The following is a 25,359-nucleotide window of genomic DNA, read 5'->3' as shown; positions in this document are numbered from 1 at the left end:
ATGCCGATGGGCCCGCTCTTGGGAGCGGCGGGGCGAACCCGCGGCCCGGTCACAGCCCAACTACCGGCCCCGTTAGAGGCCTTACTAAAGGTACGGCTCAGAAGCCGAGTTTGACGAGCTGCTTCGGATCGCGCTGCCAGTCCTTTGCCACCTTGACGTGCAGGTCGAGATAGATTCGGGCACCGAGCAGCGCCTCAATCGCCTTGCGCGCGTTGGTGCCGACCTCGCGGAGCCGGGCGCCGCCTTTGCCGATGATGATGGCTTTCTGGGACGGGCGTTCCACGTACAGGTTGACGCGGACGTCGAGGAACGGCCGGTCTTCGGGACGCCCTTCCCGCGGCACGATCTCATCGACCACGACGGCCAGGGAGTGCGGCAGTTCATCGCGAACGCCCTCAAGGGCAGCTTCCCGGATGAGTTCGGCGATCATGACAGCTTCGGGCTCGTCCGTCAGGTGCCCGTCCGGGTACAGCGGCGGCGAGGCCGGCATGTGGCTGATCAGGACGTCGGCCACGGTGTCGACCTGGAAGCCGTCGGTGGCGGAGACCGGGACGATGTCGTTCCAGCCGTCCTCGCCGCGGACCTCGCGGCCCAGGGCGGCGACGGCGAGCAGCTGCTCAGTGAGGGCCTGGCGGTCCACGGTATCGGCCTTCGTCACGATTGCGATGATGGGCTTGTTGCCGACGGCGGCCAGCTGGGCGGCGATGAACTTGTCGCCCGGGCCGATCTTTTCGTTGGCAGGAAGGCAGAAGCCGATCGCGTCGACCTCGGCGAGGGTGTCCGCGACGAGTTCGTTCAGCCGCTTTCCCAGCAGGGTGCGCGGGCGGTGCAGGCCCGGGGTGTCCACGAGGATCAGCTGGGCGTCGTCCCGGTGAACGATGCCCCGGATGGTGTGGCGCGTCGTCTGCGGCTTGGCCGAGGTGATCGCCACTTTCTGGCCGACAAGGGCGTTGGTGAGGGTGGACTTGCCCGCGTTGGGGCGCCCTACCAGCACCGAGAAACCGGCGCGGTAGCCGCCGTGGGCTGCTTCGCCGTCGGACTTATTCTGCTTGCTCACGTGAGACTCCCTGTTGAATTGGTGCGGCCTCGTCGAGAAGGTCTTCAAGGTCAGTTTCTTCTTTTGCTACGGTGGCCGCAATGATGTGGCTGACGCGGTTCCGCCGGCCCTCGAGCCGGTCGGCGCGGAGGGACAGCCCGTGGACCTGGACGGTGCTGCCGACGATCGGCACCCGCCCGAGGGCCTTGGCGAGCAGGCCGCCCACGGTGTCCACTTCGTCGTCGTCGAGCTCCAGGTCGAAGAGCTCGCCGAGGTCATCGATGCTCATGCGGGCGCTAACCCGGTAGCTCCCGTCACCGAGTGCCACGGCCTCGGCGCTTTCGGTGTCGTATTCGTCCACGATCTCACCGACGATCTCCTCGATGAGGTCCTCGAGCGTGACCAGCCCTGCTGTTCCGCCGTATTCGTCGATGACGATCGCCACGTGCGTCGATTCCTTCTGGAGTTCCCGCAACAGGTCGCTGACCGGCTTCGAATCCGGCACATAGCGGACCTCCCGGGCGAGTTCGTCGACCACCGGCGGCTCCTCGGCCGGGCCCAGGTTGTGCAGCGCAGCGGCGACGTCCTTGAGGTACACAATGCCCAGGATCTGGTCGGTGTTTTCGCCGATGATCGGGATCCGCGAGTACCCGGAGCGCAGGAAGAGCGACATTGCGCGGTGCAGGCTGGATCCGGAGTCGATGGTGAGGATGTCGGTCCGCGGCACCATGACGGAACGGACCAGGGTGTCCCCGAAGTCGAAGACCGACTGGATCAGCTCGGCCTCGTTGTCCTCGATCACGTCGGACTCGGTGGCGCGGTCCACGAGTTCGCGGAATTCCTCTTCGCTGAAGAAGGCCTCGTTGTCCGCCGGCGCGCCGGGGGCGACTGCGCTGCCCAGGCTGACCAGCCAGCCCGGAATCGGGCCGAGCACGGCATAAAGGAATCGAACGAGCGGCGCGCTGAAGCGGACCAGGGCGGCGGAGTGCACCCGGCCAAGCTGCCGGGGAGAGACGCCGACGATCACGAAACCGATCACTGCCATGATGCCGGTGGCGGCCAGGCCGGCGAGCCACACGTTGTCCAGCAGGCTGTGCAGGAGGACGGTCACGGCGACGGCGGAGGCCATCTCGAACCAGATCCGCCAGAACCGGAGGGCGCGCATGTGTCCCACGGGCTGCGCCAGGATCCGCTTCAGCGACGTGCCCCGGCTGTTCAGGACCGCCTGTTCGGCGTCGTGCCGGGGCAGGAAGTTGAAGGCGGACTCGGCAGCGGTCAGCACCGCGGCAAAGCTAAGGAACACCAGCGCCATGCCGGCAAGAATCAGTGGGGTCACTGAATCGTCTCTGACGGGGCCTCTTTGCCGGTGAACGCGGTCAGGAGTTCGCGCTGCAGCCCGAACATCTCTTCCTTTTCCTCCGGCTCGGCGTGGTCATAACCCAACAGGTGCAGGATGCCGTGCGTGGTGAGAAGCAGCATCTCGTCCTGGGTGGAGTGGCCGGCGTTCCGGGCCTGGACCTCGGCCACCTGGGGGCAGATGGCGATATCGCCGAGCATGCCCTGCGGGGTCGGCTTGTCCGGCGTGCCCGGGGTCAGTTCGTCCATCGGCACCGAGAGGACATCGGTGGAGCCGGGCTCGTCCATCAGTTCGATGTGCAGCTTTTCCATGGCCGGTTCGTCCACCAGCAGGATGGACAGTTCCGCCTGCGGGTGGATGTAGAGGCGTTCGAAGATGAAACGCGACAGGGCCACGAGCTCGGACTCGTCGACCGCCACGCCGGATTCGTTGTTGACCTCAATGCTCATGCGTGTTCTCCCCGCGTCTCCCGGGCAACGGAATGCTTGACCCGGTTCCTCTGGACTTCGTCCCAGATGCTGTAGGCGTTGACGATGTCCCCCACCAGGCGGTGCCGGACGACGTCGGAGGCATCCAGCACGGAGAAGTTGACGTCCTCGATCCCCTGCAGGATTTCCTCGACGATCCGCAGCCCTGAACGGGTGCCGAAGGGAAGGTCCACCTGGGTGATGTCGCCGGTGACTACCATCTTGGAGCCGAAGCCCAGGCGGGTCAGGAACATCTTCATCTGCTCCGGCGTGGTGTTCTGGGCCTCGTCGAGGATGATGAAGGCGTCGTTGAGCGTGCGGCCGCGCATGTACGCCAGCGGGGCCACCTCGATGGTGCCGGCGGCCATGAGCCGCGGAATGGACTCGGGGTCCATCATGTCGTGCAGGGCGTCGTACAGCGGCCGCAAGTAGGGGTCGATCTTGTCGCTCAGGGTGCCCGGCAGGAAGCCCAGACGCTCCCCCGCCTCGACGGCAGGACGGGTCAGGATGATCCGGCTGACTTCCTTCTGCTGCAGGGCCTGGACCGCCTTGGCCATCGCCAGGTACGTCTTGCCGGTACCGGCCGGCCCGATCCCGAAGATCACCGTGTTGGCGTCGATCGCGTCCACGTAGTTCTTCTGGTTCAGCGTCTTGGCCCTGATGGTCTTGCCGCGGGTGGAAAGGATGTTGGTGGTCAGCACTTCCACGGGGTTCTGCAGTGACTGGCTGCGGAGCATGGACACAAGCTGCTGCAGGACGGCAGGGGTGATGACTGTGCCCCGGGCCACCAGCCCGCGCACCTCGTTGAGCAGGCGCATGATGCGCGGCACGTCGGCGGCCGGACCGCTGATCGCGAGCTCGTTCCCCCGGACATGGAAGTCAACGGCAGGGTACTGGTTTTCGATGAACCGGAGGGCTTCGTCATGGCTGCCCAGCGACTGGACCATCTGCTCTGAGTCGTCGAACAAGACCACCTCCGTCCGCAACCCTGGTAGGGAGTGGGGGAATTCCCCTGCGGTGCGCTCTCCGGCGCTGAACCGGGCCTTGCCGTTCGCTGCTTCAGTCATGGTGTTGGCCCGCGGGCCTCTGGTCCCCTCCAGTATGAATATGGTCGGTCCCCGTGATCCCTGCCGACGGCGGTTCGCACCGCCCGCGGCCGGGGTCACCGGGTCCTTCCATCTTACGCCAGCGCGGCGCGCCCGACGCCGGTCAGGGTCCGGCGCCGCCCGCGTGCCGGGCCGCTGAGGCGCACCAGGACGTCGCCGTTAGTTGTAGGTGTTCCCGAAGATAACGTAACCATCAAGCCAGTGGGCCCCTGTGCGCGGGAAGGACGGGTCGGCGCTATCCGGCTCCGGAGCGTCCTCCTGGACCGGCCGGGCGGGCGCCTCCGTCATCAGGGACCAGGCCGCCCAGACGCCGCCGGCCGCCAGCCCGAGACCGCACGCCAGCGCGATCCACACGGCGCTCATGCCGTGCCCCCGGGGATGATGCCCAGCAGACGGATGCCGTCGCGATGCCCGTACATCCGGCGTCCGTGGCACCCTGCACTGACGACCCGGACGACTGCTGAGTCGGGCGTCTTGGAATCGGTGCGACCCACGTAGGCGTGGTGAGCCGAGATGACCACTTCGACACTGGATCCGACTTTTATGGAGCCCCAGTCTTCAGGGAAACCCCGCGCGTCGAAAGTGTCCGGCAGTGGGGTTCCGCGGCGACCCCCGCGGCGCGATGGCGACCTCAGCATGGTCATCCCACGCTCTCCAGCACCCCTGCCCGGGATCGGACGCCAACATAGCTGCCCCGGTAGAAGAGCAGCGGCTCGGCGTCGGCGCGGGCGCTCAGTGCACGGACCGCGGCGACAACAATCGTGTGGTCCCCGCCGTCGTACTCCTGGCGCAGTTCGCAGTCCACCCAGGCCAGCGCGTGGTCGAGGACAGGGTTCCCCAGCGGCGACGGCGAGTGGTAAACGCCGGCGAATTTGTCCGCCCCGGAACGGGCGAACTGCGCCGCCAGGTGCTGATGTTCGGCCGGGAGGATGTTCACGGTGAACCGGCCCGCCTCGCGCAGCAGAGGCCAGGTGCTTGAGGTCCGCGCAGGACTGAAGGACACGAGGGCAGGTTCCAGCGACAGAGAGGAAAAGGACTGGCACGTAAAGCCGGCGGGACCGTCCTTCGTTGCCGCGGTGATCACGGCCAGGCCGGTGGCGAAGTGGCCCAGGATGGTCCGGAGCCGGCGTGGGCTGAGGTCAGAATGTTCCGTCATGGCGGGTCCTTTCGAAGTCTGTGCCCTCAATCAACCACCCCGGACGCCGCTTCCCAACCCCGGCAGAAACGCACAGTCGCGCTGCGACGCAACGCGTCACGGACGGAAGCATGACGTAAAGAATCTGTCGCAGCGCCGGCATACGGTATTCACATGCTCAATATTCGTGAAGGGCGCCCGGGAATCGTCCCGGTGGGTCTATCCCGGAAACGCCGACGTGCTGCCCGAATTCCGGAACACCGGAATAGGCTGAGGCAGTCCCTTCACTGCTGAAGTGCAACGCCACCGAGGCCGGACCTCTCGTGGCAGCCGCTGCCCGGCGGGACATGGTTCCCGACATTATGTATCAACTTCGCATCGGCCTCATATCGTTCCCGTTGCAGTTCCGCCGGGCGCCCCCAAACCGGGCTTTCGCCCCGGGCCCGTGTGCCATGCTGGAATTCGGCTGTCCTCCAGGGCTCCGGGCCGGGCGCCCGGCAGGCCAAGGACAGGCAGCCACCGGCGGTCCATGCCGCCGACAAAACGGATCATTCCCGCCCGGCGCGGCGTGGCACACGAAGGGACAGCAGCATCAGGCAGCGTGAGGGTCAACAGTCAGCAGCGGGACGTGTCCGTCGCGTCGCGCTGGTGCTCGTGCTGCCCGCCGCTCTCCTTCTGTCCGGCTGCGTGGCGACTCCTCAGGGCGGCATCACCAATTCCAGCAGCCCATCGGAGCTAATTCCGGACGCGGCGTCGGGCGCCCCCACCACCAGCGCTCCGCTGGAGACCGCGCAGACCTCCAACAAGGCCCCGGTGTACTGGATCGGGCGGAGCAACGACAACGCGTTCCTGTACCGCGAGTTCCGTGACGTCCCGGATCAGGACAACCCGGTCACGCGCGCCCTGCGGGTAATGATGTCCCAGAAGCCGCTCGACCCGGACTTCTTCACGCCGTGGCAGAATCCGAAGAAGCTGTCGACGTCGATTTCCGGCAAGAACGTGATCACGGTGGATGTCTCGGCGGATGCTTTCAACAGCAACGTGGACGCGGCCATGGCCGAGCGCGCCATCCAGCAGCTCGTCTACACCGCGACGGCAGCTGCCGCCAGCGCGGGCCTTATCGATTCCGGACAGCAGGTCCAGGTGGTAGTCCTCGTCGACGGGCATACGGACTATGTCGCCTTCAACCACGTCCGGCTCGGCGCTCCGACGTCGCGCAGTGCCGGGATGGTTGCCCCCGTGTGGATCATTGATCCGCAGGAAGGCATGTCCGTCGCTGACGGGTCCGTCAAGATCAGCGGCCGGAGCACCGTTCAAGGCGGGAAGCTTCGCTGGGAGATCCTCAAGGTGGACGGCGATAACGCCAAATCCGCCTATCTCAATGGCAACGCGACGGCTTCGGCCGATTCCGCGCAGTCCGGGCTGTTCACCCTGTCCGTGAACCTCGGCCCGGGACGCTATGAAGTCCGCGTGTCCCAGGTGGACCCGGCGGACAGCTCCAGGGAAGTGTTCACCGACACCCGCGGCTTCACGGTCAACTAGTCACGGGCAAATAGTAACGGGCAAATAGTCATGCTGCCGGCTACCAGCGTCCGAGGATGTCGCTGGCCAGCACGGTGGCGGCGGGTCCTGCCGTGGACGAGCGCAGCACATGGTGGCCCAGCAGGGCTGTCACCGCTCCTGCGTCGCACAGCCGGGTGACCTCCCGCGGGCTGATGCCGCCTTCCGGGCCCACGATCAGCAGTACTTCACGGGGCCCGTCGCTGCCGGGCGCCGCCTCGCCCTCAGCAGCACTGTCCAGCCAGGCCTCAAGCACTTGCCGCAGGGGGCGGACGGCGTCTTCGTGCAGGATGACCGCGAGGTCCGCGGCTGCCACGGCCGCCTGCAGCCCGGCACCGTCGACGGCGGCCCGGACTTCCGGGATCCAGGCCCGGCGGGCCTGCTTGGCGGCCGCGGTCACCACCGACTGCCACTTTGCATGCGCCTTCGCGGCACGTTCGGCCTTCCACCGCACGATGGACCGCTCGGCCTGCCAGGGAATGACGGCGTCGATGCCCAGTTCGGTGGCGGTTTCGGCCGCGAGTTCGTCGCGGTCGCCCTTGGCGAGGGCCTGGACCAGAACCAGCCGGATCGCGGGTTGCGGCTCCGCCAGGAGGTCCAGGCACTCGACGGTCAGTTCGCCCGGAGCGACGGCGGCGACGGTGCCGGTCAGGCGCTTGCCGGCGCCGTCGGCGATATCCACGGCCTCCCCGACGGCGAGCCGCTTGACGGTGATGGCGTGGCGGGCTTCGGCGCCTTCGAGGACGAAGTCCGAGCCGGGGACCTGCTGGTCCAGGGCGCCTGGGGCGGTGAAGAAGACCGGGTTACTCACCGCTACAGGTTACCGAGCCGATCCCGCAGTTTGGCGAAGACGCCGCCGCTGGCGGCAAGCTTTCCCGCGGTGAAGTGTTCGCCGCGGTGCTTGGCCAGTTGGCGGAGGAGTTCTTCCTGGGCGTGATCGAGCTTGACCGGCGTTTCAACCTGCAGGTGCACCTTCAGGTCGCCGCGGCCGTGGCCGCGCAGGTGCGTCACACCGAGGCCGCGCAGGGTGATGACCTCGCCCGACTGGGTGCCGGCCTTGACGTCGATCTCCTGCTCGCCGTCGAAGGTCTCCAGGGTGATTTCGGTGCCGAGCGCGGCAGCCGTCATGGGGATGTTGAGGCTGGCGTGGAGGTCGTCGCCGTCGCGGACGTAGGTAGGGTCATTGTTGACCCGGATCTCCACGTACAGGTCACCGGCCGGGCCGCCGGCGGGGCCCGCCTCGCCCTGCCCGGACAGCTGGATACGGGTGCCGGTGGCAACGCCGGCCGGGACCTTGACGGTCAGGGAACGGCGGCTGCGGATCCGGCCCTGGCCGCTGCACTCGTTGCAGGGGTCCTTGATGACGGTGCCGAAGCCCTCGCAGGAGCCGCAGGGAGCCGACGTCATGACCTGGCCGAGGATGGACCGCACGGCACGCTGGACCTGGCCGCTGCCGCCACAGATGTCGCAGCGGACCGGGTGGCTGCCCTCGCGGCAGCAGGAGCCCTCGCAGGTGGGGCAGATGACGGCCGTGTCCACTTCGAGCTTCTTGTTGACGCCGAACACAGCGTCGCGGAGGTCGATCCGTACGCTGATCAGCGCGTCCTGGCCGCGGCGGATCCGGGACGCCGGGCCGCCCTGGCCGCCGCCGGCGCCGAAGAAGGTCTCGAAGATGTCCTGGAAGGCGAAGCCCTGGCCGGAGTAGCTGCCGCCGCCGAAGCCGTTGTCGGTGCCGTTCTCATTGCCGGTGGTGTCATAGACCCGGCGCTTCTGCGGATCGGAAAGGACCTCGTAGGCGTGGGTGACCGCCTTGAACCGGTCCGAGGCGTCCTCCCCCGGGTTCACGTCAGGGTGAAGGGTCCGGGCCAGTTTCCGGTAGGCCTTCTTGATTTCCTCCCCCGTTGCGTCGCGGGAGACTCCAAGAACGTCATAGTGGCTGCTCAAAGTGTGTATCTCTTCCTTGTTGTTCTGCCTGTGGGGCACTGCCTGTCGGGCAAAAAGTAGCGTTCGGTCCCGGGCCGGTCAGGGCCCAAGGATCCTCGAAAGGTAGCGGGCCACCGCGCGGACGGCGGCCATGGTGGTGGGATAGTCCATCCGGGTGGGCCCGAGGACTCCGACCTTGGCCGTGGCGTCCGGCCCGTAGGCGGTGGCCACCACCGAGGCCTCGGCGAGGCCGTCGTAGGGGTTCTCCCGTCCGATGCTGACCGTGACACCGCGCGGGTCTTCGGCCATTTCGCTGAGCAGGCGCAACATGACCACCTGCTCCTCGAGGGCCTCCAGCACGGGGCCGATGCTGAGCGGGAAGTCCACGTTGGAGCGGGCCAGGTTGGCGGTGCCGGCCATGACCATGCGCTCCTCGCGGCTGCTCGTGGCCAGGGCCTCGAGGCCGCGGGCCAGGGCCTGGGCTGCGCCGCGGCGCGCCGGCGGGCCGCTCGCCACGACGGCGGGCAGCAGTTGCGGCATCAGGCTCAGCGGGGTTCCGGAGAGGCTGGCCAGGAAACGGGTGCGCAACTCCGCCAGTGCGTCGTCGGCAATCTCCTGGCCGACGTCGATCACGCGCTGCTCCACCTTTCCGGTGTCCGCGATCAGGACCGCCAGGACCTTCCGGGGCGCCAGCAGCACGAATTCGATGTGCCGCACACGGGCGCGGCTGAGCAGCGGGTACTGCACGACGGCGACCTGGTTGGTCAGCTGGGACAGGAGCCGCACGGTGCGGTCGAGGACGTCGTCGAGGTCTTCTGATCCTTCCAGCAGCGCCTGGATGGCCCGGCGCTCGGCCGGAGACAACGGCTTGACGGCCGAGATCTGGTCGACGAAGAGCCGGTAGCCCTTGTCCGTCGGAATCCGGCCGGCACTCGTGTGCGGTGCCGTGATGAGGCCTTCGTCTTCCAGTGCGGCCATGTCATTGCGGATCGTGGCACTGGAGACACCAAGATGGTGCCGTTCAACCAGCGCCTTGGACCCGACTGGCTCGCGGGAATGGACGTAGTCCTCCACGATGGCGCGCAGCACTTCAAGTTTGCGTGGTTCGCTCACGCTCCACCTCCAATCGACGGTCCCGCAGCCGGTGCCGCCCCAGGACCGTTCGGTTCGCGTCCCCGCGTCGTGCGGGGGCGGTCCGTGACCGGACAGGGGTTAGCACTCGACATGCCTAAGTGCTAACCAGTCTAATATGAGTCGCCGCGTTGTTAGCATTGGATTCGCTCCGGGCGTTGCCTGCGGGATCACGGGGATCCGTCACGACGGCGCGGGAACCGCGGCAGCCGCTACCGTCGCCGCGCCCCTGTGGTCCGGTTCGGGCCCCTTCGGGCCCCGGAGAGTTCCACCGACCGCCGTACATTCCGAGTGCAAAGTAAGCGTGTAGAGATGTCGTACCAGAACTGGGGGCCCCAGGACCTGTCCGCCCCCGCCAAGACGCAGTTGCCGGAAGTCCCGGTGGAACGCGGGATGGTCCTCGAGGAGGTCCAGTCCGGCTGGGTGGGCGCCGTGACCCGGGTGGAGAAGTCCGGCGGCATGCACGTGGTGGCGCTGGAGGACCGGCGGGGCAAGTCCCGGTCCTTCCGCCTCGGCTTTGGCTTCCTTTTGGAGGGGCAGCCGATCCGGCTGATGCCTCCGGCGCCGAAGGCGGCGCCGGCCGCCGGTCCCGGCCGCACGGCGTCGGGCTCGGTCCGGGTGGCGGGACAGCGCGCACAGGTGGCCAAGGCCAGCCGGATCTGGGTGGAAGGCAAGCACGACGCCGAGCTCGTGGAGAAGGTCTGGGGCGATGACCTCCGGGTGGAGGGAATCGTCGTCGAGCCGCTGCACGGCATTGACGACCTCGCGGCCGCGGTGGCGGAGTTCCGCCCGGGTCCGGGGCGCCGGCTGGGCGTGCTGGTTGACCACCTGGTGCCCGATTCCAAGGAGTCGCGGATCGCCGACGCCGTCATGGCTTCGCCGGGTGCCGCGGGCAACGTCCTGATTGTGGGCCACCCCTACGTGGACGTGTGGCAGGCCATCCGGCCCGCGGTCCTGGGGATTGAGCGGTGGCCGGTGATCCCCCGCGGCGTGGACTGGAAAACCGGCATCCTGACGGCGTTCGGGTGGCCCCACTCCACCAAGGAGGACATCGGCCTCGGCTGGCAGAAGCTCCTCGGCGCGGTCCGCAGCTACGCCGACCTGGAGGCGTCCCTGCTGGGCCGCGTCGAAGAGGTCATTGACTTCCTGACCGTGCCGTAGCGCGCCGCGGCGGCCGCTCCGTGATCTCCATTTACGCGCCCAAGCAAGTATTCTTGAAACGGCGGCCGCGCTCCCAGCGCGGTCCCGGCTATTCCAGGCACAACCCAGGCAGCAACGCATCACCGCAATCCGAAGGGCTTCACCGTGGCAGATAACGCACGCGAACACACGGGCAACCAGGCCGGCCATGGCCAGCCCCCGTACCATGGCGTTCCGGCAAATGCGCTGCCGCTGACGGCCGGCGAGGACCGGCAGTGGGCCACGCTGGCGCACTTCGGCGGCATCCTGGGCTGCGTGCCGTCGCTGCTGATCTACTTGATCTTCAAGGACCGTGGCCCGTTCACGGCCCAGGAGTCCAAGGAAGCCCTCAACTTCACCCTGCCGCCGACCATCGCGGCCGTGCTCGCCAATCTGCTGGTCTTCATTCCCGTGGTGGGCAACCTCTTTGCCGTGCTCGCCACGGTGATCTGGATCGCCGTGACCTGTTTCTCGGTGGCGGCGGGTATCCATGTCAACCGCGGCCAGCCGCACCGCTACGAGTTCAACCTGCGCTGGATCAAATAGACCGGGATCAAGCAACCCGGCGTTAAGCCGGCCCGGCCCCAAACCTCCGGTCCCGAACAGAATGAGCCGGCCGCTGCCCCCAAAGGGGCAGCGGCCGGCTCTTTGTGTATCCACGGCCCGGGCGCGGCCGGGCTCCCCGGCCAGAGGGGCAGCGCCTTAGTCCGGCAGGATCCTGCGGACCACGGCGTCGGCCAGGAGCCGGCCCTTTAGCGTGAGGACCAGCCGCCCCTTGAAGGCGGCGGCGGGGTCCACCAAGCCGTCGGCGATCAGCCCGGCGACCGCGTGCCTGCCGGTGTCCCCCAGGCCGCCGAGGCTCGGGATGTCCAGCCCGGAGTTCAAGCGGGCCTCGAGCATGACCCGCTCCACGTTGCGGGTCTCGGTGTCCAGCGTTTCCCGCCCGGCGGCCGGCGACGCGCCGGTGCCGAGACGGTTGGCGTAGGCGGTGGGGTGTTTGACGTTCCACCAGCGGACGCCCCCGACGTGCGAGTGCGCCCCGGGGCCGATGCCCCACCAGTCGTCCCCCCGCCAGTAGGCGAGGTTGTGCCGGCAGGCCTGTTCGGGGGTGCGGGACCAGTTGCTGACCTCGTACCAGGCGAGCCCGGCCGCGGAAATCAGTTCGTCGGCGAGTTCGTATTTGGCGGCGTGGTCGTCGTCGTCGATTTCCGGCACCTCGCCGCGGCGGATCTGCGCCGCAAGTTTGGTGCCGTCTTCCACAATCAGTGCGTAGGCGCTGATGTGGTCGGGACCGTAGGACAGGGCGGTCTCGAGCGAGTAGCGCCAGTCAGCCAAGGATTCCCCCGGCGTTCCGTAGATCAGGTCAAGGCTGACCGCGAGCCCCGCCTGCCGTGCCCACTGCACCACCTCGGGCACCCGGCTGGGCGTGTGGGTGCGGTCCAGGACCTTCAGGACGTGCGGCACGGCCGACTGCATGCCGAAGGAGACGCGGGTGAACCCGGCGTCGGCCAGCAGCTGCAGGGATTCCGGGGTGACGGAATCCGGATTGGCTTCCGTGGTCACTTCGGCGCCGGGCTGCAGGCCCCAGGCCCCGATCGCAGCCGTGAGAATGCGCGCCAGGTCCTCCGCCGGCAGGAGCGTGGGCGTGCCGCCGCCGAAGAAGACGGTGCTGAGCGGGCGTTGGGGCACGCCGGAATTGTTCAGGACGCGGGCGGCGAAGTCCACCTCGGCGATCGCGGTGGCGGCGTAGGCGTCTTGGGAGGCCCCGCCGCCGAGCTCGGTCGCGGTGTAGGTGTTGAAGTCGCAGTACCCGCAGCGCACCGCGCAGAACGGGATGTGCACGTAGAGCCCGAAGGCGCGCTGAGCAGCGCCGTCGGCCGCCTGGGCGGGCAGGAGCCCGTCCGACGGCGCCGGGTCGCCGAGGGGAAGGACGCTAGGCACAGGCCCGGCCTGCCGGCACGGCAGCAACAGTCATGGCAAGCACCGCTACTTCTTGGCCTTGTCCTTGGACTCGTCCGTGGTGAGGGCGGCGATGAAGGCTTCCTGCGGGACCTCGACACGGCCCACCATCTTCATGCGCTTCTTGCCTTCCTTCTGCTTCTCCAGCAGTTTGCGCTTTCGGGTGATGTCACCGCCGTAGCACTTGGCAAGCACATCCTTGCGGATGGCGCGGATGCTTTCGCGGGCGATGATCCGTGAGCCGATGGCGGCCTGGATGGGCACCTCGAACTGCTGCCGCGGGATGAGTTCGCGCAGCTTGCCGGTCATCATCACGCCGTACGCGTATGCCTTGTCACGGTGCGTGATCGCGGAGAACGCGTCCACCTGCTCGCCCTGGAGCATGATGTCCACCTTGACGAGGTCTGCGACCTGGTCGCCGTCGGCCTTCCAGTCCAGCGAGCCGTAGCCGCGGGTCTTGGACTTGAGGATGTCGAAGAAATCGAAGACGATTTCGGCCAGCGGCAGGCGGTAACGGATTTCCACCCGGTCCTCGGAAAGGTAGTCCATGCCGCCCATGACGCCGCGCCTGCTCTGGCACAGCTCCATGATGGCGCCGACGAACTCGTTCGGTGCCAGGATCGTTGCAGCCACCATCGGTTCGCGGACTTCAGCGACCTTGCCGGTGGGGTACTCGCTGGGATTGGTGACGTGGACGACTTTCTTGTCCTCCAGCGTCACCTCGTACTCCACGTTCGGGGCGGTGGAGATCAGGTCCAGGTTGTACTCGCGCTCGAGCCGCTCGCGGGTGATTTCCAGGTGCAGCAGGCCCAGGAAGCCGACGCGGAATCCGAAGCCCAGCGCGGCGGACGTTTCAGGCTCGTACACGAGCGCGGCGTCGTTGAGCATCAGCTTCTCCAGCGCGTCACGGAGCACCGGATAGTCCGTGCCGTCCAGCGGATACAGGCCGGAGAAGACCATCGGTTTGGCATCGGCGTAGCCGGGCAGGGATTCGCTGGCCGGCTTGGCGAGGTTGGTGACGGTGTCGCCCACCTTGGACTGGCGGACGTCCTTCACGCCGGTGATGAGGTAACCCACTTCGCCGACGCCGAGGCCCTTGGACGGTGTGGGCTCCGGGGAGCTGACGCCGATTTCCAGGAGTTCGTGGGTGGCGCGGGTGGACATCATCTGGATGCGTTCGCGCGGGTGCAGCATGCCGTCGACCACGCGGACGTAGGTGACGACGCCGCGGTAGGTGTCGTAGACCGAGTCGAAGATCATGGCCCGTGCCGGGGCGTTCGGATCGCCGACCGGGGCGGGAAGGTCGCGAATGATTTTGTCCAGCAGGACTTCCACGCCGGCGCCGGTCTTGCCGGAGACGCGAAGGACGTCGTCGGGGTCGCCGCCGATCAGGTTGGCGAGTTCGGCCGCGTACTTCTCCGGCTGGGCCGCCGGGAGATCGATCTTGTTCAGGACCGGAATGATCGTGAGGTTGTTTTCCATCGCCAGGTAGAGGTTGGCGAGGGTCTGCGCCTCGATGCCCTGGGCCGCGTCCACGAGCAGCACCGCGCCTTCGCAGGCCGCGAGTGAGCGCGAGACCTCATAGGTGAAGTCCACGTGGCCGGGAGTGTCGATCATGTTCAGCGCGTAGCTGACGCCGTCGAGCTCCCAGGGCATGCGGACTGCCTGGGACTTGATGGTGATGCCGCGTTCGCGCTCAATGTCCATGCGGTCCAGGTACTGGGCCTTCATGTCACGGGACTGGACAACGCCGGTGTACTGGAGCATCCGGTCGGCCAGTGTGGACTTGCCGTGGTCAATGTGCGCAATGATGCAGAAGTTCCGGATGATGGCCGGATCTGTTGCGGCGGGCACCGGGGCGGTGCGGGCCATGGGAGACACGCAGGGTCCTTACTGTTGGCATTTCTGGTGGCTTGTCCACGGGTCGGCGCGGATGCTGGTTCCCCATCCTGCGACGTGGCGCATTTGTCGTTCCAATAGTCTCCCACGTCCGGGCCCGTGGCAGTGCATCCCTGCATTCCGTTGCGGACTCTGCCCAGAGCCTCCCGGTATGGTTTCCCCATGGCTTGGAACTTACGCTCGATCGGCACCGCGGTCCGCGACGCACTGCGCTTCTTAGACAAACTTGGCGGCTCCGCGCCGGGCACCACCCGCGGACCCGCCGCAAAGCCGACACGCAAACCGGCCGGGAAGCCGACTGCGAAGCGGCGGCCGGCGCAGTCCCGGACGGGAGCTTCGACCCGGACGGGCGGCGCCCCTGCCGCCGGACTGACCGGGACCTACCCCGGCGATTTCCGGGGACGCGCGACGGTCCGCTATGCCCCCGCACCGAACGGCCTGCCCGAGCCCGGCGAAATCGTGTGGACCTGGGTGCCCTATGAAGAGGACCACTCCCAGGGCAAGGACCGTCCGGTGCTGCTGGTCGGCACCACCGGCCGCTACCTGCTGGGCCTGATGCTGACGAGCAAGGACCACGACGGCGACGCCCGCCGCGCGGACGACTACGTGGACATCGGCACGGGACCCTGGGACCGCCAATGGCGGCCGAGCGAAGCGAAGCTGGACCGGGTTCTGCAGATCAACTCGAAGGATATCCGGCGCGAAGGAGCGGTCCTGGACGCGGGCCGCTTCGACCTCATCGCCTCGGCCCTGCGGAAGCGCTACGGCTGGAGCTGACCCGCCTGGCGCCGGGACGCACCGCCGGATCGCCGCCGCACTCGTGCCTGCAGCGGCATCTCTGCTATTATTTACAGCTGTGTGTCCGTGCAGGTCGACGGCCACAGATGGTTGGTCGCCATAGGTATCCCCACGCCGCTCAGTCAATGGCCAATCTGAAAGCCCTCTAGACCATTTTCCGCATTGAAAAAGAGAGTTCACACGTGGCTAATATCAAGTCCCAGAAGAAGCGCATCCTGACCAACGAAAAGGCTCGCCTGCGCAACAACGCAGTCAAGTCCGAGCTGAAGACTGCCATCCGCGCCGTCAACACCGCCGTTGAGTCCACCGACAAGGATGCCGCGTCTGCTGCTCTGGTAACTGCCAGCCGTAAGCTGGACAAGGCTGTCAGCAAGGGCGTTCTTCACAAGAACAACGCTGCAAACCGCAAGTCCGCGATCTCCAAGAAGGTCAACGCACTCTAAGGTTTTCCAGTTCACCTGAACTGATGATTGTGGCCGGCACCCTGTGGGTGCCGGCCACATCCGGTTAAGCCGCGGCGTTGTTAGATGCGCGTCAAGTAGCGCTTCGCTTCACGCAGTCGTGCCGGCGGCGCGCACCCGGGCGTCAGGACCTCCGGACCGACGTCGCAATCACCGTGACGGCGTGTTCCACGGCGTAGACGGGATCGCGGGACAGTCCCTTGACCTGCGCGTCAGCCTCGGCAGTGACCTGGATGGAGCGGACCAGCCCCTCGGGCGTCCAGCGCCGGACCTCCCGCTGTGCCTGTTCAACGAGCCACGGCTGCATCCCCAACTGCTTGGCAATCTGCGAGGACGAGCCCTGCGCGCCGGCCACCTTTGCCAGGGAGCGCAGTTTGGATGCCAGGGCCGCCACGATCGGTACCGGGTCCGCGCCGGTGTCCAGGGCGTGGCGGAGCGTGGAGAGGGCGAGAGGGCCGTTCCCGGCCATCGCGGCATCGGCGACCTTGAAGGCCGTTGCTTCGACCCGGCCCCCGTAGTATCTGTCCACCATGGCGGCATCCACGGCCGTGGTGGCGTCAGCGATCAGCTGGCTGCAGGCGGCCGCGAGTTCCGCGAGCTGCGCGCCAACCGCGTTGACGAGGGCGTGCACGGCGTCGGGTTCGATGCGCCGGGAGGCCGCCTTGAACTCGGTCGTGACAAACGCGATCTTCTCGGCGTCTTTCTTGAGGGGCTGGCAGTCAACGACCGGCCAGCCCCCAGCCTTGATCGTATCCAGTAGCTTCTTGCCGCGGACACCCCCGCCATGACGGAGCACCAGGACGGCATCCGGCTCCGGCTGTGCCACATACTTCAGGGCATCGGCAAGGAACGCATCGTTCATCGCCTCGAGTCCGTCGATCTCGATAAGCTTCTGCTCGCCGAAGAGTGACGGGCTGACGTTCATGGCCAGCGACCCGGCCGAGTAGCTCGCGGCGTTAAGCCGGGTGACCTCGACGTCGGGTGCCGCCTCGCGGACCTGCCCGCGAATACGGTCCATGGCACGCGCGCCCAAGTAATCCTCCGGCCCGCCCACCAGGACGACAGCCGCAGGTGTCACATCGCGCCAGGTGGCGCTCTTCGTCGCCGAGGTCCTGGGCCGTGGGGTCTGGGCAGCAGCCACTCGTGATTCCTCCCGGAAGTTGGTTTGCAGACTCTAAGCGTCCCACGCCCGGACCGGTGCTCCAAGCCGTACCCCTCGCTCTGCCGGGCGGTCTGCCCGGACCGTCGGACGGACCCCGGGGCCCGCATCGCCGGCGGCCAGCCCGCCAGGACGGCGACGGTCCACGCGTGTGCCGCCAGCGACGACCGAACCACCGCGGCGGGATGCAGGGCCAGCCACACCATGCCGAGCACAGTCGCGGAAAAGATGCCCATGGTGGCCGCACCAAAGCCTCCCTCCGGCCACGGCAGGGTGGCGCCCGGGAGGGCCGCGAAGAAGCGCGCGATCCCCGCCACTGCGCCGGCCAAGGCGGCAGCCGGGGCCATCAAGAGCTCGGCGGCGGCAGGGACTACGGGAAGAAGGACCGCGGCTGCGGTCCCGAGCAGCGTTACGGGCGCCACGAGCGCTGCGGCAGCCACGTTGGCGGCCAACGCGTAGGCGCCGAACTGCGGCTGCAGCAAGACGATCACGGGACCGCAGAAGAGTTGGGCGGACAGCGGTACGGCCACGCCGCCCGCGGCCCAGCGCGGCACCGGCGCCGGAATCCAGTCCATGATGCGGCGTCCCGCAATCACAATTCCCAGCGTGGCCAGGACCGAGAGCACAAAGCCGAAGCTTGTCGCCAGGACCGGCTGTACCAGCAGCAGGCATATGACGGCAACGCACAGGAGGCTGAGTCCACGCCCTGCCCGGCCAGACGCTATTGATGCGAGACCGATGCCGCCCATGAGCGCGGCCCGCAGCACGCTGGGGTCCGGCCCGACCATGAGGACGAACAGCCCGAGCCCGGCGAGGCTGGCCGCTGCGGCGGCCACGCGTGGCAGACGCAGCGTGCGGGCCGTGAGCAGCAGCGTCCCCAGGATCAGGCTGCAGTTCGCGCCGCTGACGGCGGTCAGGTGCGTCATCCCGACTGTCTTCATGGCGTCTTCCAGTTCCGCGTTCAGGGCACTGGTGTCGCCGGTGACCATCCCGGGCAGCAGCCCGCTGGCGTCGCCCCCGAACCGGGCAGCGGCGGCGGTGAAACTCCGGCGCAGCCCGCCGGGAGCTTGCTGCCAGAACCCGGGGCCGCGCAGCACCGTGGGCGCGGACGAGGCTGAAAGGATTCCCGCGTCGGGCTCCCCCGGCGCAGCGGCGCGCACTCTTCCGGTGGTGCGCAGCTGCTGGCCCGGAACTGCGTGTTCCCACGCCGTTCCTCCCATGACGACGAACCGTGCGTCACCGGCGATCCTTCGGCCGTCGAAGGTCACGACCTTTAGCGTCACGGGGACCGCCCAGCGGTCTGCCAGGCCGCTCGCTCCGGGAGTCCTGAGCCGCCGCGGCGCGCCGGCAACCTCCACTTCCGCGACCACGGCTGCCCGGGCATCCACGGCCTCAGCAATCGCGCCGTCATGCCGCCGGGATGACTCGACGGCGGCGTGCGCGCCCGCCGCGACGGACAACAACAAGGCCGCGGCCAGGGTGGCGCGGAAGCTGCGCGGGGCCGCCGGCCCATGACGCGGGTCATACCGCAAGATCTCACGGCCGGGCCCGGCACGCCCCACAGTGCGCCGCCCAACGTGGGAGTGACCAACGTGGGAGCAACCCGCCACGACCAGCAGCATTGCCCCGGCCGCCGCCATGCCGCCGCAGAGAAGTGCCAGCTCCGCCGGATTCAACCAGTTGCCGGCGACGGCGGTCCCCCACACCAGAAGGGCCGGCGGCACGAGGCGCAGATCCGCCCGCCGTTGCCGTTCCCTTGGGCGCCGTTCCGCCGGGCGCCCGCGCCCGGCATCCGGCTGCAGCCGGTGATGCCGTAACAGCGATGTCCGGGGCCCTCGAACCCCGGCGCCGGCCTCCGGGCCGCCGGCTTCCCCGAGTGCCGGCGAGCGGACGGCCGCGTCGGCATACCGCTGCCAGAGGTTGCGTCCGCCGGGCACAGGACCCCGCCCAGTGTTCGTCTCCACGCCTCGCCGCTGCGCATCAGCTTCATTCCGGGGCATTTCATACGCTCACTAACGGCAGCAGGGCCTCGAGCAACTTCGGGCCTATGCCGTCCACCGCATCGAGTTCCTGCACGGTCTTGAACCGCCCGTGCTGCGTCCGCCAGTCCACGATCCGCTGTGCCAGGACCGGCCCGACGCGCGGGAGGGTTCCCAGTTCCTCGAGCCCGGCAGTGTTGAGGTTGATCTTTCCGCCGCCGCCTTGGCTCGTGCCGGCCGCGCCGGAACCCGGCGGCGAAGCGCCCCCGCCGTCGGACGCACCGGCCTGATCGGGTTCGCCGCGTATCGGCACGAGGACCTTCTGCCCGTCCTCCAGCACGGCTGCAAGATTGAGCCGGTCCGGCTCCGCGGTATCCGTAGCCCCGCCCGCAGCCGCGATCGCTTCGTAAAGCCGACTCCCTGCCGGCAACTGAACCACCCCAGGTCTGGCCACGGCACCGGCGACATGGACCGTGATCGCTCCTGCCCCAGCGCCGGCATCGTCTCCCGGCGGCGCACTGGCCACCGCGGCCGACTGGGCCGGTGGCGCCTCCGTCGCGGGGGCGGACTCGCTGAGCGGGGCCATCCGGGGGCCTCCGGTGCCCGCCTGCCACCAGAAACAGCCGCCCAGCACCGCGGCCAGGACACCCAGCAAAGCCGCAGCCCTCACACCTGTCCTGGCCCGCAGCCGCGCGGAAAGCGGGGGCCGTCCGTCCCGCCGGTGCCCGGCGAGTCCACCCAAGTGGCCTGCGGGGAGACCTTGCGGGGGCGTCTGGACGTCCAGCAAGCCCGGGGAGGGCGCCGCCGCCCTGCCAGCATCCGACGCTGAGCCCGGGTACTCGGAGCCGTGGGCATGACGGCGGTTCCCGGCGTCCCCGGAACTTCCTAGCGTCGCTGCCAGGCGTTCCCGGGCAACGCTGGCGCCTGCGGCGGATTCGGCTCCCGGGTCCCGGCGTGACATGGGAACGACTCTAGGAAACCCGCAGCGCCACCGACATCCCGGACCGGCCGTATGTGGAAATACCTGCGTAAAACACGTATTAGAGCGCCAGCAGGCAAGTATTCCCTACGCTGGTGCCCGCCAGGACCCGGTGGTAACGTCTGGATCCTCATCGAGAAACCTTGCCGGCTGGGGGCAATCTTGATCGTCTGGCTGTGTCCGCCAGACGTCGAAAGCTGGTGTGCAATGAAGTGGTTGTCTGGGCCTGCGTCGGTTGCGGCTCTTGGCGTCGCAGCAGTGCTGGCACCTCCTGCGGCGGCAGACACAACGCAAGCTACCTCGACCCAGGTCGTGAACTTCGCGGTTGACGGCAGTTACTGCCCGCAGCACGGCCTGTACGGCATAGCGCACGTGACGGTTGACGGCAGCGCGGGAATGTCTGCCGACCAGAATTTCATCTGGACTACGCAAACAGCGGCCACGTCCATCCACTCGGTCCCGCCGCAGGGCGCCGTCGCGAACGTCACGATTGTCTATCATTGCAATGTCCAGGTGCTCTGGTGGCTGGAGCCGGGCGACGCCCGAAGGGTGACCGCGGCCCTTTGGGTCAACGGCTCGGCCCCACAGCCCAACTACACCATCGGGCCGAATCAGCCGACGCCTCCGCGGGCCTCACCACCGACGCCGACGCCGACCCCACAGCCAACCGCACAGCCGGCCCCCCAGCCGACGCCGGGGCCAACCTCGCAGCCGGCCCCTCAACCGTCGTCTCAGCCCACCCCGCCGCCGGCCTCGCACCCGGCATCTCAGCCACCGGCACACTCTGCCTCGCAACAGGCGTCGCTGCCGGCGTCGCTGAAACCCGCACAGCCTCCACAGCCCGCACAGCCGCTGGCCCCGGAACCGGCACTCCCGCCGACGTCCCAGCCAAGCACACAGCCTCCGACCGTACCGACCATGCCACCGACACCGGAACCGACTGCGGAACCAACGTCCCAGCCGAGCACACCGCCGACACCACAACCGACGCAGGCGCCAACCACACAACCGACGTCACAACCGACAGCGGATCCGACGCCGGAACCAACCTCAGGAGCGACGACGCGGCCGACGTCTCCGCCGACCTCCCTGCACACGCCCCGGCCGACCCCGTGAGGGGCAGCTACCAGCCGGAAATCACTGCTGGTAGGTGATGTAAGCCTCGTACTGCACCCGCCACTTGTCGGCGGCCTTGGGGTCCGGAACGGTGGTGGTGAGGAACTGGACACTGGTGACTTGGCCTTTGAGGTATTTCAGCCATTTCGTCACCTCTTCGGCGACGTCGCGATCGAACTGGGCTACGTGGTGCACCTGCATTGCCATGACGGCCTCCGGTTGCGCTGGGGTTCGGTGCAGTGACTTTACCGCCAGCGCACTTTCCCGGCCAGAGTCCTCTGTCCGCAGCAGAGGCAGGCGTTAGTCGCCAGCTTCAGCGGCGGCCCTGCCCGCGCCCGCTTCCCAGGTGTCGGGGGTACTGCCCTCCCCCACGATCACTGCCAGCACGCCGAGCCCAGCGTGGGCAGCCAGGACAGCGGGGAGGGCGCTGATCTGGGCCGGCGGGCAGGCCGGCAACGCTGCCGCGAGGCGTCTGGCAAGCTCCTCGGCCTGGGCCTGATTGCCGAAGTGATGCACGGCCAGCCGTGCCTGCCCGGCCGGGCGGGCGGAGGCATCGGCGGCAACGATTTCTTCCAGCCGCGCAATGGCCTTCGCCGCGGACCGGACTTTTTCCAGCGGAATGATGCGGCCGCCGTCAACGGCAAGGATGGGTTTGATGGAGAGCATGGTCCCCCAGAGCGAGGCGGCCGCCCCGATCCGGCCGCCGCGGCGCAGCTGTTCCAGGCTCGGAACGTAGAAGTACACTTTGGTGCGGTCCAGCCGGTCCTGCGCGAAGGCCTTCACTTCGGCCGCGTTCCTGCCCTCGGCCGCCGCGACAACGGCGCCCTGCACGCCCATCCCCTGCGCCATGCCGACGGTCCGCGAGTCGATGACCTCCACCGGGATGCCGACCCGTTCGGCCGCCAGCCGTGCTGCGTCGGCGGTCCCGGACAGGTCACCGGAAATATGGATCGAAACCACGGACTGGAAGCCACGCCCGCCGGCCGCCCGGTAGGCGTGTTCAAACTGGCCGGGTGAAGGACGCGAGGTCTTGACGGGCTTTCCGCTGGCCAGGGCCACGGCGATCGTCTCGGCGATGTCGTCCTCGCCTTCGCCGTAGATTTCGGCGCCCACCATGACGGGCATCGGCACCACCGTGAGCCGGCCGTCAGCGCTGAACTCACGGACCCAGTCGGCGGGCAGCGCGGCGGCAGAGTCCGTGACCACCGCAACCTGCACGACGGCGCCCGGTACGGCTTCGGGGCCGACGCCGGCCCGGTGGCCCGGCCGGAGCCGGACGAACCGCTCGCGCAACCACGGCCAGCCTGATTCGCGCTCTGGCACCGGGGACCTCCTGCTGTCGGGATGCCTGGACTGGATCGTTTGGATTGGACCTGCGGCCACGGGGTCCGTGCCCGCCGCGTCGGCACCACGGGCCTTGGCGACACTGGCCGCCGGCATCTGCCGGCGGCCAGTGTCAGGCTAGAGCGTCTGGCTTCTACGTCCGGCTAGGCCGGGACGATGTTGACCAGTTTAGGCGCCCGCACGATCACCGTGCGGAGGGCCCGGCCGTCGAGGGCCCGCTGAACGTTTTCCGAGGCCAGCGCCAGTTCGCGCAGGTCGTCCTCCGCGATGTCCGGGGAAACCTCAAGACGGTCCCGCACCTTGCCCTGCACCTGGACGACGGCGATGACCGTGTCCTCCACGAGCAAGGCGTCGTCGTGCGTGGGCCATCCCGCGTTGGCGACCGACGCCGGGTGCCCCAGGACGTTCCACAGGTCCTCTGCGGTGTACGGCGCAAACAGGCTCAGGATGACGGCGACGGCTTCGACCGCTTCGCGGACCGCAGGGTCCGCCCCGCCAGCACCGGTGGCTGAATCTATGGTTTTGCGGGTCGCGTTGACCAGTTCCATGAGCTTGGCGACGACCACGTTGAACTTGTTGTGATCCAGCAGGGCCTGTGCGTCGGCGATGGTGCGGTGGGTGACGGTGCGCAGGGCACGATCACCCGTGGCGAAGTCGACGCCGGGTTCGCTCGTCACGTCCTGGCCGAGCCGCCAGGCGCGGGCCAGGAATTTCGCGGAACCAGACGGCGAAACATCTGCCCAGTCGACGTCGTCCTCCGGCGGGGAGGCGAAGATCATGGTCAGGCGGACGGCGTCCACGCCATACTTGTCCAGCTGTTCGCCGAGGTCGACGCCGTTGCCCAGGGACTTGCTCATGGCCTTGCCGCCGTTGAGCACCTGGCCCTGGTTCAGCAGCGCACGGAAGGGCTCGTCGGCGTCGATCATGCCGAGGTCGTGGATGACCTTGGTGAAGAACCGTGCATAGAGCAGGTGCAGGATGGCGTGTTCGACGCCACCCACATACTGGCCTACCGGCATCCAGTCGTTGATCTTGGCGGGGTCAAACGGGCCCTCGGTGAACTCCGGGGAGACGAAGCGCAGGAAGTACCAGGACGAGTCCACGAAGGTGTCCATGGTGTCCGTGTCGCGCTTGGCCGGGCCGTGGCACGCGGGGCACTCGACGTTGACCCAGGCCTCGGCGGCGGCCAGCGGGGACGTGCCCTTCGGGGACAGGTCCTCGCCGCGCAGGTCCGCCGGCAGGGTCACGGGCAGCTGGTCATCCGGGACGGGGACCTCGCCGCAGGCCGGGCAGTGGATGATGGGGATCGGGGTGCCCCAGAACCGCTGCCGGCTGAGCAGCCAGTCACGCAGGCGGAAGTTCACGAACTTCTCGCCGGTGCCCTGCTGCTCCAGGATCGCGATGGCGGCCGGGATGGCTTCGGCCTTCGCCAGCCCGTCCAGTGCGCCGGAGTTGATGAGGGTGCCTTCGCCGGCGGTTGCCGTGCCGGAGACTGCAGGGTCTTCCTCGCCGGTGTCCAGCACCGCCCGGACGGGCAGGTCGAAGGTTTTGGCGAAGTCGAGGTCGCGCTGGTCATGGGCCGGGACGGCCATGATGGCGCCCGTGCCGTAGTCGGCCAGGACGTAGTCCGCGGCCCAGACGGGCAGCTTCTCGCCGTTGAGCGGGTTGACCGCATAGCGGCCGGTAAACACTCCGGTCTTCTCGCGTTCGGTGGACTGGCGCTCGATCTCGGACAGTGCCTTGACCTGTTCGCGGTAGGCGTCCAGGGCCGCGGCGTGCTCGTCGGTGACCAGCTCGACGGCGAGCGGCGCGTCGGCGGCGACGACGAAGAACGTGGCGCCGTAAAGGGTGTCCGGGCGCGTGGTGAAGACCGTGACGTCCTTGGCGGCCTTGCCGCCGTCGGCCTCGATCACAAAGTTGACGTGGGCGCCCTCGGAGCGGCCGATCCAGTTCTTCTGCATGGCGAGGACGCGCTCGGGCCAATGCCCGCGCAGTTCGTCCATGTCATCGAGCAGCCGGTCCGCGTAGTCGGTGATCTTGAAGTACCACTGGTTCAGCGACTTCTTGGTAACGGGCGTGCCGCACCGCTCACAGGCGCCATTGACAACCTGCTCGTTGGCCAGCACGGTCTGGTCCTTGGGGCACCAGTTGACGGGCGAATCCTTGCGGTACGCCAGGCCGCGCTCGTAGAAACGTTTGAACAGCCACTGCGTCCAGCGGTAGTACTCGGGGTCGGAGGTGTGCAGCCGGCGGGACCAGTCCGCGGAGATGGCATAACGCTTGAAGGACGCCGCCTGGGTGTCGATGTTGGCGTAGGTCCACTCGCTGGGGTGCGCGTTGCGCTTGATGGCGGCATTCTCCGCGGGCAGGCCGAAGGAGTCCCAGCCGATCGGGTGCAGCACGTCGTAGCCCTGCTGGCGCAGGTAACGGGCTACCACGTCGCCCATCGCGAATGCCTCGGCGTGGCCCATGTGAAGGTCACCGGACGGGTACGGGAACATGTCCAGCACGTAGCGGCGTTCCTTTGAACCGTCGTCGAGCGGCGTGAAGACCTTCAGGTCTTCCCAGACCTGCGGCCATTTGGCTTCCATCGCCGCGAAGCTGTAGGCACCTTCCTCGGGCCCCTCCGCCGCGGCTGCTGGTGATCCGGTCTGTGTTTCCGGCTGAACGCTCACTGCTGGCCTCTTCTGTTCTATACGGCCTGTTAACTCAAGCCTGTCTACCGTCAGGCCTGCCTGCCGCCAGGCCTGTTTACCTTCAAGTCTGCACTG

Annotated in this window: 24 protein-coding genes; 6 read left to right on the top strand and 18 right to left on the bottom strand. The window is 68.1% G+C overall.

Annotated features, from left to right (window positions below; all coding sequences use genetic code 11):
• Positions 1–97 precede the first annotated feature (97 nt).
• From era to ACVWYS_RS08400, 7 genes are all read right to left on the bottom strand, one after another.
• Positions 98–1,057 (bottom strand): GTPase Era, encoded by a 960-nt coding sequence (era, locus tag ACVWYS_RS08430; RefSeq protein ID WP_116767683.1) that lies wholly within the window; start codon positions 1,055–1,057, stop codon positions 98–100.
• Positions 1,041–2,372 carry a hemolysin family protein gene (locus tag ACVWYS_RS08425; protein ID WP_116767681.1) on the bottom strand — a complete coding sequence of 444 codons (1,332 nt, stop codon included), beginning with the start codon at positions 2,370–2,372 and terminating at the stop codon, positions 1,041–1,043. Before ACVWYS_RS08425 ends, era begins: the two co-directional genes overlap by 17 nt.
• Positions 2,369–2,842 (bottom strand): rRNA maturation RNase YbeY, encoded by a 474-nt coding sequence (gene ybeY / locus ACVWYS_RS08420; RefSeq protein WP_091251681.1) that lies wholly within the window; start codon positions 2,840–2,842, stop codon positions 2,369–2,371. The genes ACVWYS_RS08425 and ybeY overlap by 4 nt, the downstream gene beginning before the upstream one ends.
• Positions 2,839–3,927 carry a PhoH family protein gene (locus tag ACVWYS_RS08415; protein ID WP_116767679.1) on the bottom strand — a complete coding sequence of 363 codons (1,089 nt, stop codon included), beginning with the start codon at positions 3,925–3,927 and terminating at the stop codon, positions 2,839–2,841. Before ACVWYS_RS08415 ends, ybeY begins: the two co-directional genes overlap by 4 nt.
• Before the next feature lie 198 nt (positions 3,928–4,125).
• Positions 4,126–4,329 (bottom strand): hypothetical protein, encoded by a 204-nt coding sequence (locus ACVWYS_RS08410; RefSeq protein WP_344367431.1) that lies wholly within the window; start codon positions 4,327–4,329, stop codon positions 4,126–4,128.
• Positions 4,326–4,487 (bottom strand): hypothetical protein, encoded by a 162-nt coding sequence (locus ACVWYS_RS08405; RefSeq protein ID WP_344367432.1) that lies wholly within the window; start codon positions 4,485–4,487, stop codon positions 4,326–4,328. Before ACVWYS_RS08405 ends, ACVWYS_RS08410 begins: the two co-directional genes overlap by 4 nt.
• Before the next feature lie 119 nt (positions 4,488–4,606).
• Entirely contained in the window at positions 4,607–5,122 is a 516-nt protein-coding gene (locus ACVWYS_RS08400; RefSeq protein WP_456508989.1) for a flavin reductase family protein, read from the bottom strand.
• A 570-nt stretch (positions 5,123–5,692) separates the two neighbouring features.
• Here ACVWYS_RS08400 and ACVWYS_RS08395 point away from each other — a divergent pair.
• The gene (locus tag ACVWYS_RS08395) at positions 5,693–6,643 is read left to right on the top strand and encodes a GerMN domain-containing protein (RefSeq protein WP_116767742.1); all 951 of its coding nucleotides are present in this window, start codon (positions 5,693–5,695) and stop codon (positions 6,641–6,643) included.
• A 40-nt stretch (positions 6,644–6,683) separates the two neighbouring features.
• On the opposite strand, the gene ACVWYS_RS08390 is transcribed toward ACVWYS_RS08395, so the two are convergent.
• The 3 genes from ACVWYS_RS08390 to hrcA form a co-directional block, all read right to left on the bottom strand.
• Positions 6,684–7,472, bottom strand: a complete 789-nt coding sequence (locus ACVWYS_RS08390; protein WP_456508988.1) for a 16S rRNA (uracil(1498)-N(3))-methyltransferase — start codon at positions 7,470–7,472, stop codon at positions 6,684–6,686.
• A 2-nt stretch (positions 7,473–7,474) separates the two neighbouring features.
• Positions 7,475–8,605, bottom strand: coding sequence for a molecular chaperone DnaJ (gene dnaJ, locus ACVWYS_RS08385; RefSeq protein ID WP_456508987.1), 1,131 nt, complete (start codon positions 8,603–8,605; stop codon positions 7,475–7,477).
• A 78-nt stretch (positions 8,606–8,683) separates the two neighbouring features.
• Positions 8,684–9,697, bottom strand: coding sequence for a heat-inducible transcriptional repressor HrcA (hrcA, locus tag ACVWYS_RS08380; protein WP_116767670.1), 1,014 nt, complete (start codon positions 9,695–9,697; stop codon positions 8,684–8,686).
• Between the two features lie 330 nt (positions 9,698–10,027).
• Here hrcA and ACVWYS_RS08375 point away from each other — a divergent pair, with 330 nt between their 5' ends.
• Complete coding sequence (locus ACVWYS_RS08375; protein WP_116767668.1) at positions 10,028–10,876, top strand: DUF3097 domain-containing protein; 849 nt, start codon at positions 10,028–10,030, stop codon at positions 10,874–10,876.
• A gap of 144 nt (positions 10,877–11,020) precedes the next feature.
• The gene (locus ACVWYS_RS08370; protein ID WP_091251696.1) at positions 11,021–11,440 is read left to right on the top strand and encodes a DUF4870 domain-containing protein; all 420 of its coding nucleotides are present in this window, start codon (positions 11,021–11,023) and stop codon (positions 11,438–11,440) included.
• A 156-nt stretch (positions 11,441–11,596) separates the two neighbouring features.
• On the opposite strand, the gene hemW is transcribed toward ACVWYS_RS08370, so the two are convergent.
• Together hemW and lepA are read right to left on the bottom strand one after the other, a co-directional pair.
• Entirely contained in the window at positions 11,597–12,835 is a 1,239-nt protein-coding gene (hemW, locus tag ACVWYS_RS08365; RefSeq protein WP_344367436.1) for a radical SAM family heme chaperone HemW, read from the bottom strand.
• 45 nt (positions 12,836–12,880) lie between these two features.
• Positions 12,881–14,734 (bottom strand): translation elongation factor 4, encoded by a 1,854-nt coding sequence (gene lepA / locus ACVWYS_RS08360; RefSeq protein WP_202615892.1) that lies wholly within the window; start codon positions 14,732–14,734, stop codon positions 12,881–12,883.
• 180 nt (positions 14,735–14,914) lie between these two features.
• Here lepA and ACVWYS_RS08355 point away from each other — a divergent pair, with 180 nt between their 5' ends.
• Complete coding sequence (locus tag ACVWYS_RS08355; RefSeq protein ID WP_456508986.1) at positions 14,915–15,529, top strand: type II toxin-antitoxin system PemK/MazF family toxin; 615 nt, start codon at positions 14,915–14,917, stop codon at positions 15,527–15,529.
• A gap of 203 nt (positions 15,530–15,732) precedes the next feature.
• Positions 15,733–15,993 (top strand): 30S ribosomal protein S20, encoded by a 261-nt coding sequence (rpsT, locus tag ACVWYS_RS08350; protein WP_091251700.1) that lies wholly within the window; start codon positions 15,733–15,735, stop codon positions 15,991–15,993.
• 142 nt (positions 15,994–16,135) lie between these two features.
• Here rpsT and holA read toward each other — a convergent pair whose 3' ends face one another.
• From holA to ACVWYS_RS08335, 3 genes are all read right to left on the bottom strand, one after another.
• On the bottom strand, positions 16,136–17,152 hold the full coding sequence (gene holA, locus ACVWYS_RS08345; protein WP_116767660.1) for a DNA polymerase III subunit delta: 1,017 nt from the start codon (positions 17,150–17,152) through the stop codon (positions 16,136–16,138).
• On the bottom strand, positions 17,086–18,894 hold the full coding sequence (locus tag ACVWYS_RS08340) for a ComEC/Rec2 family competence protein (protein WP_456509586.1): 1,809 nt from the start codon (positions 18,892–18,894) through the stop codon (positions 17,086–17,088). The genes holA and ACVWYS_RS08340 overlap by 67 nt, the downstream gene beginning before the upstream one ends.
• A 277-nt stretch (positions 18,895–19,171) precedes the next feature.
• A complete protein-coding gene (locus ACVWYS_RS08335) occupies positions 19,172–20,110 on the bottom strand; it encodes a helix-hairpin-helix domain-containing protein (RefSeq protein WP_456508984.1) in 939 nt (312 codons plus the stop codon).
• Between the two features lie 581 nt (positions 20,111–20,691).
• On the opposite strand from ACVWYS_RS08335, the gene ACVWYS_RS08330 reads away from it, so the two are divergent.
• Positions 20,692–21,282 carry a hypothetical protein gene (locus ACVWYS_RS08330; protein ID WP_456509585.1) on the top strand — a complete coding sequence of 197 codons (591 nt, stop codon included), beginning with the start codon at positions 20,692–20,694 and terminating at the stop codon, positions 21,280–21,282.
• Here ACVWYS_RS08330 and ACVWYS_RS08325 read toward each other — a convergent pair.
• The 3 genes from ACVWYS_RS08325 to leuS form a co-directional block, all read right to left on the bottom strand.
• A complete protein-coding gene (locus ACVWYS_RS08325; protein WP_090581036.1) occupies positions 21,266–21,451 on the bottom strand; it encodes a hypothetical protein in 186 nt (61 codons plus the stop codon). The two genes, ACVWYS_RS08330 and ACVWYS_RS08325, sit on opposite strands and share 17 nt — an antisense overlap.
• 93 nt (positions 21,452–21,544) lie before the next feature.
• Positions 21,545–22,567, bottom strand: coding sequence for a DegV family protein (locus ACVWYS_RS08320; RefSeq protein WP_456508982.1), 1,023 nt, complete (start codon positions 22,565–22,567; stop codon positions 21,545–21,547).
• Between the two features lie 164 nt (positions 22,568–22,731).
• Positions 22,732–25,263 carry a leucine--tRNA ligase gene (leuS, locus tag ACVWYS_RS08315; protein ID WP_456508981.1) on the bottom strand — a complete coding sequence of 844 codons (2,532 nt, stop codon included), beginning with the start codon at positions 25,261–25,263 and terminating at the stop codon, positions 22,732–22,734.
• Positions 25,264–25,359 lie beyond the last annotated feature (96 nt).

It is taken from the genome of Arthrobacter sp. TE12231, assembly GCF_054062895.1.
This window is presented reverse-complemented; position numbering and strand designations above follow the sequence as displayed.

Excerpts from the sequence above, each read along its gene's own strand:
- ybeY (WP_091251681.1), bottom strand. The coding sequence starts at position 2,842 with ATGAGCATTGAGGTCAACAACGAATCCGGCGTGGCGGTCGACGAGTCC.
- ACVWYS_RS08415 (WP_116767679.1), bottom strand. The coding sequence starts at position 3,927 with ATGACTGAAGCAGCGAACGGCAAGGCCCGGTTCAGCGCCGGAGAGCGC.
- ACVWYS_RS08410 (WP_344367431.1), bottom strand. The coding sequence starts at position 4,329 with ATGAGCGCCGTGTGGATCGCGCTGGCGTGCGGTCTCGGGCTGGCGGCC.
- ACVWYS_RS08400 (WP_456508989.1), bottom strand. The coding sequence starts at position 5,122 with ATGACGGAACATTCTGACCTCAGCCCACGCCGGCTCCGGACCATCCTG.
- ACVWYS_RS08375 (WP_116767668.1), top strand. The coding sequence starts at position 10,028 with ATGTCGTACCAGAACTGGGGGCCCCAGGACCTGTCCGCCCCCGCCAAG.
- ACVWYS_RS08355 (WP_456508986.1), top strand. The coding sequence starts at position 14,915 with ATGGCTTGGAACTTACGCTCGATCGGCACCGCGGTCCGCGACGCACTG.
- ACVWYS_RS08335 (WP_456508984.1), bottom strand. The coding sequence starts at position 20,110 with ATGTCACGCCGGGACCCGGGAGCCGAATCCGCCGCAGGCGCCAGCGTT.
- ACVWYS_RS08325 (WP_090581036.1), bottom strand. The coding sequence starts at position 21,451 with ATGGCAATGCAGGTGCACCACGTAGCCCAGTTCGATCGCGACGTCGCC.